This is a genomic window from Pelosinus fermentans JBW45 (assembly GCF_000271665.2).
Classification (GTDB): Bacteria; Bacillota; Negativicutes; order DSM-13327; family DSM-13327; genus Pelosinus; species Pelosinus baikalensis.
The window spans coordinates 1835974-1852995 of the sequence record NZ_CP010978.1 but is presented as its reverse complement, the minus strand read 5'-3'; the positions used below and the strand labels follow the sequence as shown (position 1 = coordinate 1852995).

19 protein-coding genes are annotated in these 17022 nt (G+C 41.0%); all 19 read right to left on the bottom strand.

Annotated features, from left to right (window positions below; translation table 11 throughout):
* Position 1: 1 nt before the first annotated feature.
* Positions 2-868 carry a hypothetical protein gene (locus tag JBW_RS07855; RefSeq protein ID WP_007959742.1) on the bottom strand — a complete coding sequence of 289 codons (867 nt, stop codon included), beginning with the start codon at positions 866-868 and terminating at the stop codon, positions 2-4.
* Positions 869-880: 12 nt separating this feature from the next.
* Positions 881-1951 (bottom strand): hypothetical protein, encoded by a 1071-nt coding sequence (locus JBW_RS07850; RefSeq protein ID WP_007959740.1) that lies wholly within the window; start codon positions 1949-1951, stop codon positions 881-883.
* 2 nt (positions 1952-1953) lie between these two features.
* The gene (locus JBW_RS07845; protein ID WP_007959738.1) at positions 1954-3345 is read right to left on the bottom strand and encodes a hypothetical protein; all 1392 of its coding nucleotides are present in this window, start codon (positions 3343-3345) and stop codon (positions 1954-1956) included.
* A gap of 13 nt (positions 3346-3358) precedes the next feature.
* Positions 3359-4258, bottom strand: coding sequence for a hypothetical protein (locus JBW_RS07840; RefSeq protein ID WP_007959736.1), 900 nt, complete (start codon positions 4256-4258; stop codon positions 3359-3361).
* A 168-nt stretch (positions 4259-4426) separates the two neighbouring features.
* Positions 4427-5356 (bottom strand): hypothetical protein, encoded by a 930-nt coding sequence (locus JBW_RS07835; protein WP_007959734.1) that lies wholly within the window; start codon positions 5354-5356, stop codon positions 4427-4429.
* Positions 5357-5358: 2 nt separating this feature from the next.
* Positions 5359-5799: a Panacea domain-containing protein gene (locus JBW_RS07830; protein WP_007959731.1), complete on the bottom strand. Its 441-nt coding sequence runs from the start codon at positions 5797-5799 to the stop codon at positions 5359-5361.
* Between the two features lie 141 nt (positions 5800-5940).
* On the bottom strand, positions 5941-6444 hold the full coding sequence (locus tag JBW_RS07825) for a hypothetical protein (RefSeq protein ID WP_158453449.1): 504 nt from the start codon (positions 6442-6444) through the stop codon (positions 5941-5943).
* Positions 6445-6487: 43 nt separating this feature from the next.
* Positions 6488-10168 (bottom strand): hypothetical protein, encoded by a 3681-nt coding sequence (locus JBW_RS07820; RefSeq protein ID WP_007959727.1) that lies wholly within the window; start codon positions 10166-10168, stop codon positions 6488-6490.
* The gene (locus tag JBW_RS07815) at positions 10168-10350 is read right to left on the bottom strand and encodes a hypothetical protein (RefSeq protein ID WP_007959726.1); all 183 of its coding nucleotides are present in this window, start codon (positions 10348-10350) and stop codon (positions 10168-10170) included. Before JBW_RS07815 ends, JBW_RS07820 begins: the two co-directional genes overlap by 1 nt.
* A 17-nt stretch (positions 10351-10367) precedes the next feature.
* A complete protein-coding gene (locus tag JBW_RS07810; protein ID WP_007959723.1) occupies positions 10368-10838 on the bottom strand; it encodes a hypothetical protein in 471 nt (156 codons plus the stop codon).
* A gap of 14 nt (positions 10839-10852) precedes the next feature.
* A complete protein-coding gene (locus tag JBW_RS07805) occupies positions 10853-11953 on the bottom strand; it encodes a hypothetical protein (protein ID WP_007959721.1) in 1101 nt (366 codons plus the stop codon).
* The gene (locus JBW_RS07800) at positions 11954-12382 is read right to left on the bottom strand and encodes a hypothetical protein (protein ID WP_007959718.1); all 429 of its coding nucleotides are present in this window, start codon (positions 12380-12382) and stop codon (positions 11954-11956) included.
* Positions 12379-12774 carry a hypothetical protein gene (locus tag JBW_RS07795; RefSeq protein WP_007959717.1) on the bottom strand — a complete coding sequence of 132 codons (396 nt, stop codon included), beginning with the start codon at positions 12772-12774 and terminating at the stop codon, positions 12379-12381. Before JBW_RS07795 ends, JBW_RS07800 begins: the two co-directional genes overlap by 4 nt.
* Positions 12771-13235 carry a hypothetical protein gene (locus JBW_RS07790; RefSeq protein WP_007959716.1) on the bottom strand — a complete coding sequence of 155 codons (465 nt, stop codon included), beginning with the start codon at positions 13233-13235 and terminating at the stop codon, positions 12771-12773. Before JBW_RS07790 ends, JBW_RS07795 begins: the two co-directional genes overlap by 4 nt.
* Entirely contained in the window at positions 13235-14290 is a 1056-nt protein-coding gene (locus tag JBW_RS07785; RefSeq protein WP_007959715.1) for a major capsid protein, read from the bottom strand. The genes JBW_RS07790 and JBW_RS07785 overlap by 1 nt, the downstream gene beginning before the upstream one ends.
* An 80-nt stretch (positions 14291-14370) precedes the next feature.
* Positions 14371-14655 (bottom strand): hypothetical protein, encoded by a 285-nt coding sequence (locus tag JBW_RS07780; protein ID WP_200897012.1) that lies wholly within the window; start codon positions 14653-14655, stop codon positions 14371-14373.
* Between the two features lie 101 nt (positions 14656-14756).
* Positions 14757-15503, bottom strand: a complete 747-nt coding sequence (locus tag JBW_RS07775; RefSeq protein ID WP_007959713.1) for a hypothetical protein — start codon at positions 15501-15503, stop codon at positions 14757-14759.
* Positions 15500-15697, bottom strand: a complete 198-nt coding sequence (locus tag JBW_RS07770; protein ID WP_007959712.1) for a hypothetical protein — start codon at positions 15695-15697, stop codon at positions 15500-15502. The genes JBW_RS07775 and JBW_RS07770 overlap by 4 nt, the downstream gene beginning before the upstream one ends.
* A gap of 39 nt (positions 15698-15736) precedes the next feature.
* Positions 15737-16999: a hypothetical protein gene (locus JBW_RS23755; protein WP_007959710.1), complete on the bottom strand. Its 1263-nt coding sequence runs from the start codon at positions 16997-16999 to the stop codon at positions 15737-15739.
* Between the last annotated feature and the right edge of the window lie 23 nt (positions 17000-17022).

Here is a 17022-nt window from a genome sequence, read left to right as displayed (position 1 = left end):
CTCACCACCTTGGAGATAAATCAAAGATTTGCCTGTTATTCGTTGCAACATGGACCGTGTTAAAATACCACTGAAACGTAGCGTATAGCATCCACGGTTCATAAATGATTTTACTGTCTGAACTTAATAGCTGCTGAGCGAACAATGCTATCATTAGCCAATGTCCCTCATTAAATTTGGTTCCATGTTTCTTGTTTTCGGATCTTTCAGGATGCATATCCAAGGTCCCCTCTGTTATATCCAACGGGTACCTGTTACTAACTTGCAGTCCTGCCATATCTGGAATGAGTATGGTTTCTAACATAATTTCTCCATGAAGCTCTTCCATTTGCGTGTTCATTTCTGATGCATAAGCCGTATCGTAGTCTGAAAGCCGATTAAAGATAGCGTGTTGACTACTATCTTCTAAGTAATCGTTATACATGAGGTTACCGATTGACTCAAAGTAAGAATCCCTTTTCGCATCATCTCTCAAAGCCTTTAGAAACAGGTCCTCAATTTTAATGCGGCGTTTCATAAACTGTATGCTAGTTAGCACTCCCCAGGAAACTTGTAACTCTTTGATGGTGTGAATCGGGGAGAGTTCCGTTACTGCACCCGTATTATCGGTTACGATAAAAGAGGATGCTTCAATATCCCAAAAATAGTCGTATGCGGGATTGGTATACAGTAAAGGCTTTGTTTCTCCCCAAGTCTTGTTACTGTATTTTAATGATCCCCAGGTAAAGTTATTGTTAGTAATGATGGACTGATTGGCATTATAAAACAGCCTTGTAAGATCGGCAGCCCCCGTATCTCCTTTTAAAGAGGCGCTGCCGCTAGTCGTAAGTGTCGGGTCTGAGTACATAAACGAGATGGTATCAGCCATTGCAATGCCTCCTTACTGCTTGATCGCCAATCCATCATACCCAAGAGTTCCTCCCCTTTTCGTCTGGGGCAATGCTTGATAATTCACTCCAGAGGATGGATAGTCTACACTATAGATACTGCCAGGAGCCACATTGCGAGTGGATATGCAGTACACTCCTGGAATGTATCCGCATTGGCTATAGTTTTCCAACCCATCCGGATCACGCAGTACATAAACGGCAATTGGCAGATTTACAGAAATACAATTTAGCGTATTTACATTTCTGCCATAGTCCGTTGCTGATTGGGACTGTAGATAGCCGTAATGGGGAATTTTAGGAACTGTTGTTAAGGCGTTACGATTGACAACTGATAAAGCAATACGTTTACCCGTATAGCCAAATCCTGCAGCAGGAGCGCATCCAGCCCACAATACTTCTGGAGTCCGTAAGGGAGCTGCATCGATATTCGCCCGTAAAAAGGTATTAGCATCCGTGTTAACGCCAAATAAATGACCGCAGGTAGCTTCGATGGTTCCCTGAGCAAGAGCAGTTGGAAACATCTTCGAACTGCTGCAGCTGGCACTATAGATTGTACCGCCTGTCCATGATCCAATCTTTTGCAGTTCTCCTACAGCGATATGTTGAAATAATCCAGGATACAACTCCACCGAGGCTATGATCAGCTCTGCAGGAGCTGCAATGTGGTTAAAATACACATCACATGCAATCCCGGTATGCAATGGAATTCCTACGCCAATTACTTCGCTGGAGGCGCTTTTAGTTACCCCTGGCTGATCATACCATTTACCGCTTGCCGGGATTTCCGTAAACCCTGCAGAACACGTTAAACCAACACCGTACATATGCCCGGCTGTCGTGTGGGTATTAAATATCTTTTTGCCGTTTGCAGCTCTAAAGTGTGCATACGTTTCACCGCTAGGACTTTTCATCACAAGGCGTTTACCGTCGGTTGTCGCTGTGCCGTCAATAGGGAGGTCATCAGCTTCCACTAGTGTCGTCCAGCCATTCGCAACAGCAAAGGCTCTTAAAGCTAGCAAGAATTCGTTAGGATTATTGATAGTAACTTTAGAATAGGCCATGTTTATTCCTCCAATCGTATTAGCATTTTAAATTGTTTCCCGTATTTGATGATCTCCTTGCTTGTCGCTAATAGGTTTTCTGGGGTTTCGAATTTATTAAAGGAAGGCAAATGCCATGCTCGTTCTTCCCAGCAGTTTGGCAATAGCAAATAGGGCTGATTGTTTATTTCTACTTCACCGTACCGATTGTATGGATCCCCAGGCCAATACATATTCCATATTCTTCCTAACATATTAGTGCTTCCTTGGCTAGTATTCTCTTGAAAGAGTTCAAGAGGTTCTATTGTGATCGTGGTATCATCGCCTAAAATCGTTGACACTTGCGTTAGATCTTTACGGGTCGGTTTTAGCATATTACCAGTTACCGTTCTCACGGGTCTTTCATAGGTAAAATAAGTACCACTACTGCTATTTGTTTTAAATTCTTGTGTCCAATTACTAAAAAAATTCCATTTTCCATCCGGCAAACAAAGACTAAGTTGTGAATGTTCTGGTGTTTTTGTGCCTGTATTTATGCATGGAGCGCAAGGCATGCTTCTAGACATATCATTACTATTGTAAGAGTAGTCGATTTTACTCCCTTTCGTAACACCACTAACATCTGAAGATCCAACCGTTCGTAAGCCAGTGCACGATCCTGCAGCAATGGCAGGAAAGGCATACTGCATATTAGCGTGAAACGGAATCAGCATTCCAGCATGGCCCATATCCCACTGTTCTCTGTTTTTAATTACAATCGTTATTCGGCTTGCGTCTTTTGTTAACCAATAATCAAAATATCCACTTAAAGGTTCACCGCTGGGCATTCCAAATCCAGGGTAACCAACGCCTGGATAAAGGGGAGGAGCTACGTTTGTATGACCACCCGTAATGGAATAGTACATCGGGTATTGTCCCAGGTCACCAAATTCAATGCACCCAGGCTGTTCATGCCAATCTAAGCCGTCATTGTACTGCTTAAATACTCCAAAGGCGAGAGAGGTTCCACTGGTGTTTACGATATCAATGTCATATAACTTATAATTGTTTCTTCCCTTAGTAGCATCTAGTTTATCTTTCAGAACATCAAAGTTATCTGCACCATTGGTGTGAATGATTGCAGATGTGTCTAAAAAAAGTGAGGGTATCGTTACAAAGTGTCTTAACAGGTTTTTCGTCTGTAGTAGCCAATTACGATACGATTCTCCCTTGACGTGGGTCACTAGCATGATTCCAATATAGCAGCTGTTGATTCCATTGACGCCCTTCGCCTTAAAGATCGTGCCTCTCGGCCAAGGATCATTCCTCACCAATTCCCAAGCATCGTCACCGTGGATTTCAGTATCGGTTGCCCACGCAACGGTTTTGTCCAGTAAATCCTGTAAACTGGTTGCCTTACCTTTAATGTATGGCATAATGTCACCACCTTTAAAACCACTCTATGGTAAAGTAGGAATCGTTGTCCCGGCGCTGAATGTTGTTGAATACTTTATAGGTCTTGCCATTATAAATGACGCCGTCTTTGGTCGCTAAGTCTTCCCGATTGCCAATCCAGTACACGCCATCAAATTGACCAATCATGCCAATGGGGTTATTCTCGTATAGATAAAGGGGGTACATGATAACATTTTCTAACGTAAGTACATCATCAAATACGGTAAGGGTTCTGACGGGCGCAATATTGGTGGGCCAGACGCATAAATCTCCAAGGGTTTGGTTTTTACCCAGCCGCCAAGAGCCGTCTGGTCTTCGGATGGCTAAGGATGTATAGGTACCTGCTCCGGGGCAGATGAAAGAACTATGGTTTGTACTGGTATCGGTCCATAGCACCCCTTCATAAGCACTGCCACCAATGACTAAGGGATATGGGTACTGATTTTCAATGGCGATCGGCTTCATGAGGCCTAAATAGGCTGATTCATATTGAGTGGATAATTCGATTACTAGGATGAACCTGCTTGAATTTGCGCTTAACCAAAAGGTCATGAAGGTATTCGATACCAGCGGTATGGTTGGTAAGCTCGTCTGGGTAATAGCACCAGGTTGTTCTCTCCATGCAAGACCAGCGTCATATCCAGCAAAACCATTTAGTACAATGTCAATTTGTGTTCCTGTGGTGACAAGTTTCATGCCTACGTAAATTTCATCTGCACCATCTCCTGCACCTTTTAGAATGACTTCCTGCAGGGTGTCAATGTTAGCAAGTGTTACAGGGGACATGAGTGTCCATGCTTTCCCAGCATCAAAGTTAGCCGGATCCGTTAAAAAAGCAACAACGCCCTTGAGTAGTTCAAGGACGCTGTTTGCTGTACCGTTATAGGTTGCCATTGGATCACCTCCGTATATATTATGGGCATAGCAAAACCCCCAGAATTGTCCGAGGGTTGTTACTTGTTTATTTATTTTGTTAACGACTTGCTGCCACTTAGATTATAAGTAGAATTATCTTTAAATGTTTTTAAAGGCTAATTTCAAATACACTTCAGTCTGTCCAATCTAATTAAATGTACGCCAAACTAAAGATCTTACCCATCCAGCAATTGTCTTAACTTCTATGAACCATGCCAACACTACAATTACTAAACCCCATAACAATATGCTATTTATCCAATAAACATAGGGTAATCTTTTCTTGATCTTAGTTCCTAAACCGCAAGCTTCCTCACATTGACCATCAATACAATCACCATTATTACATTGAGAATAAATATTTCTTTTTGTCATTCTTGAAACAATATACATCAGGCAAAGAATGGTATTAAAAAATGTGAATCCACAAATAACAGAAATAAATGCAACTTTATATATAGAGGACTGATGCATACTAGTTAATGTTGCACTTGTAAAATTCATTCCACCTACAAATGCAAGCATGATAGCTGCAAATATGCCGATTATGGTAACTACCTCTGTTTTTAAATTTTCGGTTTCCTCTATGGTTTTATCCAAACTAGCTTTAGCAGTTTCCAGCTTCTTTGATTCATCATCAAGCTTTTGAGTACCTCTTTCGAGTTTTGTTTGGCTGTCTCTGATTCCTGTTTCCAAGTCACTTTGTTTGCCACTTAAAATTCCAATATAGTTCAAACGAGAAATTTCTAGCATAACATGATCATACAATTTACTCAGAGGCGTTGCTTTTTTGTTAAAGTCATCATGTTTAATTACAATATTTTTAAATGATTGAATATTATCTGATAAGTAATCCAATGAAACAGAAGACTGATTATGACTATTCTCTGCTTGCTTTTTTATATCAAAAATAACTCCAAGGATTTGAGAGTATGAATGTCTAAATTTACCATCGTAAATGCTCAATAAAATGCGTGATTTATCAATAAGCTTCTCATCGTTATATGAATCAGCAGATAAATCACGCAGGTAATTATTTAATTCATTTTGCTTCTTCTCTTCTTCCTCCTCGTTCATGCTTAGTTAGTACCTGTCGCATAAAAATAATCAAAAATCAAGTTTTTGGGTATGACTGACCGATTACCTTTTTTATTGTAAATTTCATACCAGGGGGTATCAACAGCATGCGTTTCCTCAACCAACTTCCATGTAGGTGTCTTTACTTTGGCTTTAATAACTGAATTAATGAGCTGTTTGTCTTCGGATCCGATTTCAGTTGTATATGAATTTAAAATAGGTGTTCCTGCATAAACGCAAAATTCATAATAAACATCTGGAACCACTGGACCGAATTGCCATGCTGAGATATCTTCTGTAAATAAAGGTTCTCCTTTTTCTTTATAGAATTCTCCTTGCACAAAGTATAAGAGTTTCTGTAATTTTAAATTACTGATAGGAGTGTCAGCCTTAAAACAATACGTTAGTATATATTTTGCAACTTCTAATGCACTATACTTCATTTCCAGAACCTCCTTTTCCTTTTATTATTATTATATACGAAAATAATCAAAAAAGTAAGACGAAATGAACTTTTGGGGATTTATATTTATACATAATATTACAATGTCCATTTGTTTGCTGCTTCAATTCAGATACCAGCGTTACTTTTCGGTGTTGATTACTTGCTGCCATTCGGCTAGCACGGGATCGGGGAGGACGTAGACGTATGATCCTGCGGCAGTTTGAAATCTCAATGCAATACGTTTTGCAGACGTAATTTCTTGAACTATACCGTTTGGCACTGAAACGATAATATTTGAATATATATCGTTCTTGTTAACCAAGGACATTTTTTTTGCTTCTTTAACAGCTATCTTTTGAACAGAATAATTGTCAATATTTATTTCCATAAAAGTATCTAAAAAAATGAAATCTTTTAAATTTATCCTAGTTGCCTGAATTTCATAATCTACCACTGCATTAGGCTGAATAATTTTACTGAAATAAAGCGACTTTAGGTTTGTAGGATCTGCATTAATTCCACTATTAATAGTCACTCCTTCAGTAAAAGTATCTATTCCTCTTGTTATTTCTGCACTAACCACAGTCACTCCCCATAACATAATCAAACTCAAAATGAGCGCGACTTTCCTCAAATCAATCACCCTTTTTGACTACAATATACCATTATTTGCCGTTTTAAGTCAATTAGCCTCGTATGTTTAAGATTTGGCGGACCATGCCAGAATTATTTTTCATAAAGTTCACCATTACTTTTTCTCCATTGCGGCTTTGAAGATAGCGACCAACTTCATTAGGATCTGTTACATTGACAACCTTTAGAGGTACACTAACATCTCCAGACTGCAATGAAGCAGCAATATCTTGTGGTCCTGCCATAGAAGCTACCGAATTTCCCATCAAACTTCCACCAGTAGCATATGATTTAAATATCCGGCGCGGATCAACACCATTGTTTAATGCATTCAGTGCGGATACGCCTAACGATTTAACCGCTGCACCTTTCATAACAAACTCACCATCTGATATGTTCAAGAACTTTCCAAAATTAGATGCATAGGCTAATATGCTATCGCTTATGCTAGTCCCTGGTCCCTTAACTAAACCGCTATCCATTGAACCACCTTCAGCAAAAGCAGGTACCGTTTGGGTAGGCATCGTAAATGTAGGGGTTGCCGAATTTACATCGCCTAACCCCAACATACTCATAATATTTTTAGTTACTGCCTCGGCATAAATCTTTTGAATTGACTGTAGAACAGAGTTAGCTAAATTACGAAAGGCTTCCCCAAGAGAATTACATTGCGTTATACCATCCGTGAGGAACGTAAGTAAGCCATCTTCAAAAGCCTGCTTGCTGGATTGGTGAATTTTATCAAGAAGAGTTGGAGTCTCGGCAAGTCTGCGATTTAATTCAGCAGATTTTTCAAGATCAATAATAGTAGTAGCGTTATAATTGGTGCCAACTCTTCTATCAGCATCGCGGAGTTCATCCGCCTTCTTTTTCTGTTCGTCCGCCTTCTTAGCATATGCCACCCTCGTCACCGCATCAATGGCATCCGACTTCTGCATACTAGTCAAGCCGCGATCAGCGTTGATCATCGAAATCTCATTTTGCAGCTCGGCATCAATACGCTGGATCACAGCATCAAAAAACGTACTTAACTTATCGCTAATCCCGCGAATAGTGGCACGGATTTTATTGGCAAGTTCCCGGTCATCACCAGCAGTAGCCAACTGCCGCTGCAACTCAGCAAGGATAGCTTGCGTTTTACCATTATACTGCTTGGCATATTCATCGCTCACCTGAGACGCGGACTTCGTACCATCGGCCATATTATTCAACAGATCAATCTGGACAGTAACCATTTCCTCGTTGGCGATTTCTAGGTTTTTCTGTGCTTGAGCAAAATCAAGCTTTGCAAACTCAGAATCCTTCAACTCCTGTGTCATTTTAGCTAAATTATCCATGCTATTTAATTTGAACTTTGTGATTTGTTCATCATATTTTGCAGCAAGTTCCGCTTTTTGCCTGCTGGAAACATCGCCGTGTACCTCTGCAAGTTGTTTAGCTATATCATCAGCTTGAGCAAATAGAGCTAATATATCTTTTTGATATTCTAATCCACTCTTCGTTAAGATCGGTTCAAATTTAGCTTTTGCTTGGGCAACAAAGGTAGTAGTAAAATCCTTTGCATTAAAGTCTAAATGTCCAGCAGTTGCTCTTTCGGAAGGATCAGCATATTCGTCAAGGACTTGCAGGCCAATTGATTTTGCATATGCGATCATCCTATCACGAATACCATTTTTATTATCTTCTAAATCTCTAGAAACAAAATCATCAACAACATCAAACTTGGTGCCACTTACGTGACCACCCCAGTCTCTAAGACCAGAGGAAACGGTCATTTGCTTACCTGTTTCTTTTTGGAACCAGGCACCCAGCATATCAATTGCACTTTTGGCATTATCTTTTAGACCTTCAATATTGACATTCCCAACTTCACGTGACCAAGCATTCCCCTCACCAGATACAGTTGATACAGCGGTTTCCACATCCGTTAGCGTAGCTCCAAACCTTTCTAATGCTGCGGTAGCTACTTTAATTTGCTCGTTTAACGAGCCTTGCTTTTCACGCTGTGTTTTATCATCTTTGTACATCGTACCATTTACGACTTCTAAGATTCTCTGCAATGACTCCTGGTCAACCTGTAATAGTTTATAGTCAAGAGCCGCTTTCTTTGTAGCGTAATCGGCTTCACTTATTAAAGTACCTTGTTGATGTAAGGAATCCAATCGAGCAGCATCGGCTTTAATCTGGGCTTTAGCCATTTCTGCATCGGCCTTGATTTGTGCTTCAGCTAATTTAAGAGCTTCCTGAGATTCTGCTAACGCCTTAGTGGCATTCTCATGCCTAGCTTTTAATTTATCAGCTTCAGCTTTCTCGTACTTTTTACGATCATCTTCAGTAGCCGGTATTGCCCTGATACCTTCTAACGCTGTGTTAGGGTGACTTAAAGATGATCCATCAGATGCTACCGTTTTCTTTCTTCCAGATATAATACGCCAAGCTTCTGCCATAATGTCGGACGCTTCTCGCAAGTCATGCAGGAGGTCTTTTATTCCCTGCCCGAAAAAGCTACTTAATACGTCAATACCTAATAAGTTTTCTATGGAAGTTTCTAAATCCACCATAGAAGAAATAATATTTTTTATAGTTTTGTATATATCAGATAGTCCTTGAAGAATTTCAGAGTCTGTCATCATTTGGTTCTTATATAATTGATTTAAAATATCTAACCAGTCTTTAAGCTCGTTGCGAACATCACGTATGCCCGTTAATAAAGCTGGATTTAGTTCAAGTTCACCTGTCTGCGTATTTAAATCTCCAAAAAGTCCTGTGATGTAAGATAAAGCATATTTAAAGTCCTCTTCAAAAGCTTCCGTTATCTTAGAACTAGCTATTACAGCTACTTCTTGTAGATTATCTATCTTCCCTTGTAACGTATCTGGAAAAGCATTTGATACATCTTGGAACCCTTTCAGTTTATCATACAAGAATGCATATAGACCCTCAGTGGAATTCTTAGCTTTTTTTATGTCTGCGTCAGTGATTCCTAAAGAAGTTGCTAATGTAGAAGAAGCAGGTTGTATACCGCCTTGTACTAAGTCTCTTACCTCCTGTACCATTTGCAATTGTGCGGCACCGTTTCCTGGTACAATTGCTTTAACTGCATTAGCCCCTAAGGTTGTTATCGTCTGTATTTCATCCAAACTCATGTCTGCGCCTAGTCCTGGAGCGAGTACAGCTCTATAAACAGTTACAAGTTCTTTTAAAGTGGCACCAGTTCTAATGGCATCTTTTTGCAATTTAGCAACACGGTCAGCAGATATTTCCATTGCCTTACTGAAAGATACAGCTTCTCCATTAAGGAGTGTCATGGATTGTATGATACCGGCAATACCCAGCTCATTAGCTTCCATTTCTTTAGTAAAGTCGAAACCAGGCATGACAATGGACATAGCCGCGTCCGCTACCTGTTTTAGCGCATACACTACTATAGCGCACTTGGCAATCGTTTCCCCTAAAGAAGAGTTCAGGCGTGAAATTTCTGAACTAGCATTACTCGGTCCACCAGATCCTCCCGAACCTCCTGATCCACCAGAACCCCCAGAACCGTTGCGCCTATTTCCTAAGTTGTTTAGAGAGGCACTGGCACGGTCAGCATTTTGGCGGAGTTCGTTAAGTCTAATGTTCATGCTGTTAACTTGCGCGGCAAAGTCTTGCAATCCTTTTAGTCCGCCAGCTAATGAATTGAGAAGATCTTGGTTATCTCCTGTGATCCTTACCCTAACATTCTTTGCCATTAGCTTTCCTCCTTTGCAATGCTAACCAGAACCTTAGCAATCTTTTCAAATTCTTTTCCATCTGCCCATACCGCCGCTCTTACGTCATAAATAAAATCTGCACGTCTTGCAGCCTCTAGTTTAGTCGCCTCACTATAGAAAAGGACTAGCTGATCTTTTGTATATTCAGCTATGTCCTCCATGGCGTGTCCCGATTCAATTAATCTTTGGGTAACTGCTCCCCAGGTAACTCCGCTGTCTTTCGACTCTTCATCACAGTCTTTAGCATTGGGGCCACCTTCTTGGTAAAAAAATCTTTATTCACCGCAATGGTTCCGATAAGAAGTTTTATACCGTCCTCGCCTTCTAACTCGTTTACCCAAGCACGATCCTTCCGAGCGCTTATAGCGAGTATATCGTATAATTCTTCTCCGCCTTCCATAACGATCTCACTAACAACTGTAAATAGGTCAGCACTTGCTTCAATCCCAGCATCACTTAGGTTAATATCTAACGTCTCTTCGCCACGTTCGCTCAGAACTTTTAAAAATGTTTTTACTATGCTAACGGATTTAGCAATAACCTCCGGCCATTTTCCAAAAACAAAAGGGCGGAGATTTATTTTCTCTCCGCCAATATCATCAAAGTTTAGGGGAAACAGTATATCCAATGACTCTTTTTCCTGTTTCATTATGCAGTCACTCCTTAATTCAATTTAATCAATCGGTATAAAGGTTCGTCAGGATGGTTTTCCCTATCATCTAGAACAGATACGGTTACTTGAAAAGATCCCGTATCATCTCCAATAAAACCAAGAGCACCATTTGGCGTAATATTAACGTGCCACATGTCTGCATTATAAGCAGGTCCCTTTGTAGGATCACCCGCAAAGAGCAGATACCCTTCTACGCTGCCTACCGTTGCCATTGCAATTTTAGGGTATGCCCCTGCTGGTCTATCATAACTCACTTTAACAGCTTGCCCCTCAGTAATACTTGATGTTGCAGGGATGGTGATTAAGCCGGCACGGAGCATAGATGCTTCCGTTTTAAAATCTTTACCCTCTACATACTCAGTCATTGGAGCCATTGCAACTATTTTATACATATCTCCGACTACAAATGTTTGAGATCCCGTTACTGCTAGCAGGACTTTAACGCCAAGCTCTAACGTAGCAGCAGTAGCTCCTGCGGTCACATCAATACTATAAGCCCCGGCCAATTCTTTTTTCCACTGAAACGTACATCCCGCAATCGTTCCTGCCACTGTAGGCGCTGCAGTGATGCGAATATAGTAATTTGCATCTTCTGTTCCTGAATAGGTCCCAGAGGAAGTTACAGTACCATTACTGGTATTGGTTGTACCATACGCCTCCGCTGGTGAAATCGACGCTACTTGTGTTGATGCAGGCTTAATACTTACCTTTGACACGTTGTAAGCGTCTTTTAATTGTATGATTCTTCCTGGACTTGCAATATAGGCTTCATCAGATACAGATTCATCGGTTTGCAGTAACACGCCTTCCTCACCCAGAAAAGCCATCGCAAGGTTTTCTGGTGTAAACTCTTCCAACGTGATGTTAGCTGTTGATTTAATCTCACTAACTACCTCTAAATAGGTTGTTTTGGCAGCATACATGGACTGCTTTTTTGTTATTTTAGTTACTTCCTCGTTAAGTTCAAAAGTCGGTACATTCCCAAGATGTCGAATCCCAGTAGGGTTCCCATCATTATCCCAGCGATCAAAAAATACTTTACCTGCACCAAGCAGCATATTCTTTGCGCTTGGCGTTGCTGTTTTTGCCATCTAATCACACCTCTTCCAATTTATTTTTAGTACCATTCGGCTGCCGCATAGTGGCCGATTGCTTTCGCCATCAGACACGATTCCATTTAGTTCGAGATTAATAAACATGTTCATTTCTTCCATAACCGCATCTGTCCAGCGTACAATGACTTCACATGCTTTTTCTTGCATGGCACATAATTCCTCATATCCCGCTGCTGGGTCTTTATCAGAGTTCTTTATCCAGCAGTCACACCAAATTGTAAGTTCGCCTTCCTTAGTCTTATATAGGTTCTGCGCGTCCTCATCATCCCAAATAAACTCTACACATGGATAAGGGTCTTTCGGCTTCTTTGCTCCTGCTCTTACGTCAATGCCAGTCATTTCCGGCTGCAGTTTGGCAAAGTCTCGCAAATGTTTTAAAAGTGTCCACCAAATTAAATAGCTCATGATCGATAAATAGGAACGCTCATAGGATAAGTTACTTTCGTTGCTAACCCACCGCCTAGACCGTCTTTCCCACCTGTTAACGCATCTGCTGTGATTAATCCTTCCAGCCTTTCCACTTCCTTCGCCCAATAAACACGTTTCAGTTCATAAGCGTCTCTCCCGTCTTCCCCTTCACTATTCATTAAAGATCGGTCTCGCGCAATATCACGATATGTCAACGCTATTGATAACCGCTTCACAATATTAGGACAAGGGATTGGTATTTTCGAAGGAAACACACTTAATGAAATGGCAAGATCGTTTATATAGGCATCTGAATCAGAAATATAATCTTCATCGACAAAATCTTTTAATAATTCATCCTTATAATTACTAACTACGCTATAGCTCACGATAAACCACTCTCCATAATCGTTCGTTGTGCATATCTGTCAAAGATAGCATCTATACGAGCCGCACAATCATCTAAGGCATTGTACAGGAACGGATCTGCCTTAGTCCCGGGATGTCTCACGCTTGTAGCAAAAGCAAATCCACCTGCCGTAACCCACCGTAACGACTTCTTATTTTTTGCTCTAATCATATGAGGCTTAGTGCCCTCATGCATAAACATAGCATGTAAGGCTACATTATTGTTCAGCCTGACAAAACCAACATCTAATCCTAGTTTAGAGACAAACTGAGTTTCAATGGCACTCTCGGCCGCCCCAGTTCTAGTTCTAAATTTATGTTTTGCTCTGGCTTGCCTTTGGACAACAACGGATGCTGTCTTTATTGCCAGCCTATTATTACGGATAAAGGCATTGCTCAGATTGAGTAATGCCTCCTCCGTTTCTCTCGTACTAGCGTCCATTACGCAACCGTAGCAATTAGAACTTTATCGCCTTGCTCGAAACTAGGCAATACAATTTCAGAAACGACAGTGTTGGTATTAACAGGATGAACTTCTTGATACGTAGTAATTGCGATACCGGTATTAACGATTCGTACAGCAGCTGCATTATTGCCGGTCATCAAATCCGATTCCTCTGGAGTTGTACCAAAATACGTATTGCCCAGATTGCCGGAGGGAATCAATGTAAACACATTGTCTGGGAAATAGGACTTGCTAGTGTCATTATCAATACGGAATTTCTTGCTGTATACAGATACAGAAATACCAACCTTGTCGAATAGGTAATTACGTAAAATACTGTCGGTAACTACGGTAGTGCCATTCGTTTGAATATCTAATCGGATCTGTTTGTTAGACAACAGGTATCCCCATGTTTTACGTGTGCAAATCGCTCGAATCGGTCTAACCCCTGTTAGCTCTTCCATATTATCCTGCCACCCAATAATATCAGTAACTGGTGTAGCGGTATCAACAGCAGACCATTTAGACTCAGCCACTGTGATTGCCTTTTTCTGAGCTGCCTTAAGCTTGTAATCATAATCATATGTCAAAGCATTTACAGCAGATGCAATAGAGATTTTTCCAGTAGACAACAGTTGCATGATCATGCGCTCAGGAACAACAATAGCACCACGAATCAATTCAGCAGCATCGTCATATATTTTGCGTACAATTGGCTCTAACAGTGCTGAATTAGCAGCAGATAACATGATATTAATATCTTGACGATCACGTTCTTTAATGCTCATAGCTTCACGGAAGAACGGCATTTCGGTTTCAATCTTACTTACGCCGATTCTGTCACGTATAGGCGCTTTCGCATCAAAAGCGGCAGGTGCCAAAGATACAGGCAGTCCACTCGCTCCTTTAATCCAAGACAATTGTAATCCTAGTTGTTTTCTTGCTGGGAACAATGCGGCTCCCAAGAATGGATCTGTATTACCGCCAGTTTCCTGCAGTGTATCCCAATACGATCCGATTTGTTCGGCATTTACGATATCAGATAAAATCATTTATTAGTTTCCCCCTCTTATTTTTAGGTATAAAAAAATACGACTACTTATAGTCGCTCAATTTGATTTGCTATTATAAATTATACTAAGAACTTTATACCTCTAAGTGCAGTAACTGCAGCAACATCTGGCGCAGCAGGCAACTTAGCCTTTGATATAAATCCATGAATTACGGCTGCTCCTGGGGCATCCCCATAAGTAACATCAACATCATAGAGCAGTACGCCCTCGGCATCGGCATCATTTTGAGTTGTTGCTTTTGCTGTCAGGCTAGACAAAAATCCACCGCCAATTATGGTACCAGCAGGGAGTATCTTTTTGCCATCAACATTTACCACGATGGCAGCGTCCGTACTATCTACCATTACGGGTACTGCAACGTAGTGGTCCGTAAACGCCAGGATATTTATCCTGTTTGAGTAACTTGTTTCAGTAAATTTCATTTTTTTATTTCCTCCAATTATTTTTATTGACCATTCCCACCAAAGAAATGAGTCTGAGCGTCAAACGCAACCTTAGAATTATCTGCAGTTTGTTTAGCAAGAGCAGCTCCCAGACTAAGTGGTTTACCGTCAGCACCTTTAGCGGTACTTAACGGATTTGTATTTGATCCACCACCAGGTAATTGACCATTACTGACAAACTCAGGGCGAGAAGCTAACCAGCCTTTTACTCCATCAGCAATCTTAACGGCAACGCCCTTCTCATCAGTAAATGTTAGAGAATCATCATCACCAATCTCAACTTTACCGAATAAAATATCCACCAAATCTTCTGGACGTGCAGCCTTATTTTCGGTTAAAGCTTTTAATAACTCTTGCCGCTTGGTAGCATTATGACGCTTACCGCGTTCTTCACCTAACAGCCGATCAGACTCTTCCTTTTCTGCCTTACGTGCTTTTTCCAACTTATCCAGGCGCTTCTGTAAAGCGTCATCGCTCTTGCCCTTAGTTGCTTTACCAGCCTCAGCAAGGGCGGTTTCAAGGTCATCATCTTCATCAATGCCCAGAATATCAAACACTTTGGATAGCTTTTCTTCTGTGGTTTTAAGCTTCTTTTCAAGCTCTTTTTGTGCTTTGCTTCCAGTTTTATTTTTAGTGGAAGCAGCGGCAATCTCCGCCTCTTTAGCAGCTATTAACGCTTTTAAACCCTCAGCAAGTTTAGAACCTTCTGGAGTATTAGCCAATGCCGCCAATAATTCTTCTAATGTCATAGTACGATTCCTCTCTTTTTAAGTTCTTCACGGCATTCCTCATCGGTCATGCCCATTATTTTTTCAGTGCGAGATACTAAACCTGGTAGCATTTTCTCTATGGCCTTATTACTAGCATTCAAGGTTGCTAAAATGCTATCATCCGTAATCTCACGATTGAACAGCTCGGATAGATATTCTTCATTATTCGTCATAGCTATTGAGGATACTTACGCATCCAGACCACCACCCCTTTATTTTAATCTAGTTGTTGGCGTCTCATGTCCCGCCCATAATCGCAATGAATTCTGCCATGATCCATCCCTTTCAAAGTCTTTCAATCCATCAGCTCCTAACAATGATAATTGTTGTTTTCTTGTAGCTCCGTCAATGTACTTAGCAATTGCATTCGGATTAAATTTAGCATTTTGGAGTAGCATAGCTTCCTGAACTCCGTCGATATCCAGGTTGCCAATATACACAGGAGTAACAGGACACAGACAGTGTGGATGTGCAGGACGCCTTGGAAACTTATCTTTAGGATAAACCCCCTTACCAAGACCATAACAATCGACTTTGGCATGTATGTCGCATATGTCATATACAGGGTGCCTGCTGCTTAAATCCCACCGAAAAGCAATCACGTCAGGATCTTCTAAGTGTTCCGCAAAAAAGCCATCACCCCAAGCCCTGGATATCTCTGTCCTGGCTATACGATCAGCAATATATCTGGATTTTTCCTCTACCGCCACAGACACAGCTTTATCAATTGCCTTATCATTCAAATCCTTTGCAGCATCAAGCAAGTTTTTAAAAGATTGTTTCATCGCTCTTGTAGGAGCACCGTCCTGTGATAACCTGCTGATTTGATATTCAGCTTTAGCAACGGCCTTGTTATATTCCCTCAACGCTGCTTTGTCTTCGGCAAGGATTCTCTTCGCTTGCTTGACTAGATCGGTAAGATATTCGGGCAATTCCGCTTTTTTAGTGATATGTCCAGCATTATAGCCATCATACAAGGCCCGTGATGTTTTTACCCAGGTTTCACCTTGCTTAATGGATTTTGAAACTGTGTCCACAATCGTTTGACGTATCTCTGCTTCATTACCATGTAGACGAGTAGAAAGATTCATTTTATCCGGCGCCCAGGCTTCATTTAGTATGATACTGCGAGTTTCAGCAACATTAACAGTATTTATTGCCTTACCTGTTTTCTGCTGGACGTCCACATAAACCTCAACATCACCCACCCTAGAGCTGGTTATTGTTTTGGTTGTACTGGCGGCATCATTCGTAACCATTTTGCCAAGAAGTGAAGCGGAAACGGCAGCATCAGTAATGTAATTTTTAAGCTCCAGGAAGAACTTTTCATCTCCTAAAGCAAGACTGATTGCCTTTTCAGGCGTATATCCATCTGCAAGGTATTTTTTAATACGCTCGGCGGTCTTAGAGGCTAATACTCCATATTTTTTCTGATACAGTGCAAGAAGCAATAACAATTCATCGTTTTGACTCATGATCCAGCAGCTCCTTGGCAACC